Source organism: Candidatus Polarisedimenticolia bacterium, assembly GCA_035764505.1.
Taxonomy (GTDB): domain Bacteria; phylum Acidobacteriota; class Polarisedimenticolia; order Gp22-AA2; family AA152; genus AA152.
Window position 1 is genome coordinate 1 of the sequence record DASTZC010000117.1, and the last position, 3135, is coordinate 3135.

The window sequence follows — 3135 nt, forward strand, 5'->3', positions numbered from 1 at the left end:
TGGAGGTAAAGAGCTCGGCCCGCCCGGGATTTATTCCGACCGCGGAGCCTGCGGCGACTCCCAGGGCACGAATTCGATCCTCTGGTAGGTGACCGGGGTGCCGGACATCCACATGACGGCGCGGAAGCCGTCGGTGAAGTAGGGATCGCCGGTGAAGTTGGTGCGCGGTGCTTGGGGGGTGCAGGCGCCCACGCCGCCGGCCAGGGCGAAGCGCTCCAGGCCCTGGGAGAAGAACATGTCCTGGACCAGGTACCAGCGCGACTCGTCCATCTGCGGGTCGACCTTGTGGGTGGTAACCGTCTTGCGGGTCAGGCGCACGCCGATGTCTCGGCTGATTTGCCCGACCCAGACCGGCACGCCTCCGGTGGTGACCGGCGCCAGCCACAAGCGCATGTGGTTGCGCTGGTTGACGTCGGAGCGCGGCTTCTGCAGGGCGATGTCCTGGTGCCGGCCGAACAGGTACAGGGACGACACCGGCGCGTAGCGGTAGGTGGTCCCGAACACCGACGAGACGATTGTGTCCCACGACGTGCCGACGGTGGTGGTCTCCGTGACGTGCCAGCCGCGCCGGACCAGCGGCGGGAACACGGACGATCGCGCGCCCACCATCACGATGTTGAGCGGGTCGCCGTCTGTCGTCTTGTCCCCTCCCTTGGTGCAGCAGGGCAGCTTCTCCAGCGAGGCGCGCAGGCCGGCTTCGTCCAGGTCGCTGATCTCGCCGGGCTTGTACAGCGCGTCCCAATTCACCTCCTGATAGTCGGTCTTGATGCCGGAGATGGGCGCCAGGAACGAAAAGCGGCGCACCTGCTGCTGGCCGGCACCGATCAGCTCCAGGCTGATGTACTTAATCCCCTCGTCCAGGCTGGTGAACACGAAGCCCGTGACGCTGGCGCCCGGCTCGACGTGGGTGGGGAGCGCGATGCCGAGGAGGTGCGCGTCGATGCGGGAGTTGCGGTCGCCCGCGAACCAGCCGTGGCCCTTCCAGGCTACCTCCAGAGGTGAGTAGTAATCGCCGTCGACGGTGATGGGGGGGATGAAGTAGCGGATCGCCTCGCGGTTGGTCACCTCGATCCAGACCGGCTGGACGTCGTCGCCGGCCGTCTCGAAGCCCACGGCGCCTTTGGCCTCTTCCGGGGTCAGGGCTACGACGCTGACCGTCACGCCTCCCTCGGCGGCCGATTGGGCGCGCTTCTGGAAGGCCACGTTTCCAAAGGGCTGCGGATTGAAGCTAGGCCCGCTGGCCAGCCAGAGGACCGCCACGGCGATGCAGATGACGATGGCAAGGAGGGTTGGATTGCGCCGGAGCCGCGGGCTCATCGGCGCATCCTATTATGAAGCGCAGGTCTTGGTACAATCCGCAGGCTCCGGGCCGGACGGACACGGACGGCCCGGTCGATGCAGCTGCTCATGCTCGAGCCTCGCGAGGCAACGCTGAATGATCCGCCTGCGGATACCCCCGGCCTTGAAGCACCGGGGCTTCTTCCTCCTGTGGCTCGGGCAGTTCATCTCCATCGCCGGGTCCCAGATGCAGCTCTGGGCGTTGTTCTGGCATGTCCGCACGATGACGCACCACCCGATTGCCCTCGGGGGCATCGGATTGGCGCGCATCCTCCCGGTCATCATCTTTTCCCTGGTCGGCGGCGCCTTCGCCGATTCCTACAATCGCCGGCGGATCCTGTTCATCACCCAGATCTCGGCGGCGCTCATCGCGCTCACCTTGGGCCTGCTCACGCAGTTCGGCCATATCGGCCTGGGGCAGATCTACGCCCTGACGGCGCTGCAGGCGACGGCCCTGGCCTTCGAGCTGCCGGCCCGCCAGGCGCTCATCCCGAACCTGGTGCCGGCACGCGACCTGGCCAACGCCTTCAGCCTGACCTCCATCGCCTTCCAGGCGGGCGCCGTGATCGGACCCGCGCTGTGCGGCTTCGTCATCGTCTTCGCCGGATTGCAGGGCGCCTATTACATCAACGCCGCCTCGTTCCTGGCCGTCGTCCTGGCGCTGGCGCTGATCGGGGAGGTGCCGCAGAAGCGCTCGGAGCGTGCCAACGGCGTGAGCTGGACGGCGATTCGCGAGGGGATGCACTTCATCGTGGCCCGCCCGATCATCCTGGGCTCCATGCTGCTGGATTTCGTGGCGACCTTCTTCGCCTCGGCCAACACCCTCATGCCAATCATTGCGCGCGACATCCTGCAGGTGGGCGTGGTGGGATACGGGTGGCTCTCGGCCGCGCAATCGGTCGGGGCCGTGGTGGCCGCCCTGATCATTTCGCAGGTGCAGGCGCTGCGCCGTCAGGGGGCTCTCTTCCTGGGATCGGTGCTCGTCTTCGGGGCGGCGACGATCGGCTTCGGGCTGGCGCGATCGTTCGTGCTGGCGTGGGTCGTGCTGGCGGTCGTCGGGGCGGCCGATTCCGTCAGCACCATCATCCGCAACACGATCCGGCAGATCAATACGCCGGATCACATCCGGGGCCGGATGACGAGCATCAATCAGATCTTCTTCCAGGGAGGGCCGCAGCTGGGCGAGATGGAGGCGGGAGCGGTGGCCCAGATCGTGGGCGCCCCCATCGCCATCATCACCGGCGGAATCGGCTGCATCGTGGGATTGGGACTGGTTGTCTGGAAATGGCCCCAGCTGATGTCGTACGACGGGCACGAGCCGACGCCGACAGAAGCTGCCGCCGCCCTTCCTACCCCTCCGGAGTGACGGTCCCATCGGCACGAGCTGGGTGCTGGGGCCTGGGTGTCTTCACCGGATTTGGAAGTAATTGCGCTAGTGTTCACTCATTTATTGCTTTCAGCATATTTCGATCTTTCGCGGGTTCGTTCGAGAGCTTTCCTTCCAGGCCATAAGAAACCTTCCGGCTGCAAAACACGAACCCGGGAATGGAAAACAACTCCTCGCGATAGCTGCGACCGTGCTACGGTCGAAAAAGATCGCTTGTGGTGTCGAGCTTCAAAACTCGAAGTCCAGCGCTCGTTATGGACGATGGAGTCCGGCACCGACCACAAGACACTTTTTCGTTCGCACCGGAGCCGCCCCAACGCAGGCGGGGTCAGTCACACACGCACTGGATGCACAAGACCAGTTACAGGGCGCGGGATGGCCGAACGGGGGCGTTTGAAGGACAGGATGTG

At 65.5% G+C, this 3135-nt stretch carries 2 protein-coding genes; one reads left to right on the forward strand and one right to left on the reverse strand.

Annotated elements, in window-relative coordinates:
* Positions 1-30 precede the first annotated feature (30 nt).
* Positions 31-1317 carry an LssY C-terminal domain-containing protein gene (locus VFW45_08335; protein HEU5180786.1) on the reverse strand — a complete coding sequence of 429 codons (1287 nt, stop codon included), beginning with the start codon at positions 1315-1317 and terminating at the stop codon, positions 31-33.
* A gap of 118 nt (positions 1318-1435) precedes the next feature.
* Here VFW45_08335 and VFW45_08340 point away from each other — a divergent pair, with 118 nt between their 5' ends.
* A complete protein-coding gene (locus VFW45_08340; protein ID HEU5180787.1) occupies positions 1436-2704 on the forward strand; it encodes an MFS transporter in 1269 nt (422 codons plus the stop codon).
* Positions 2705-3135 lie beyond the last annotated feature (431 nt).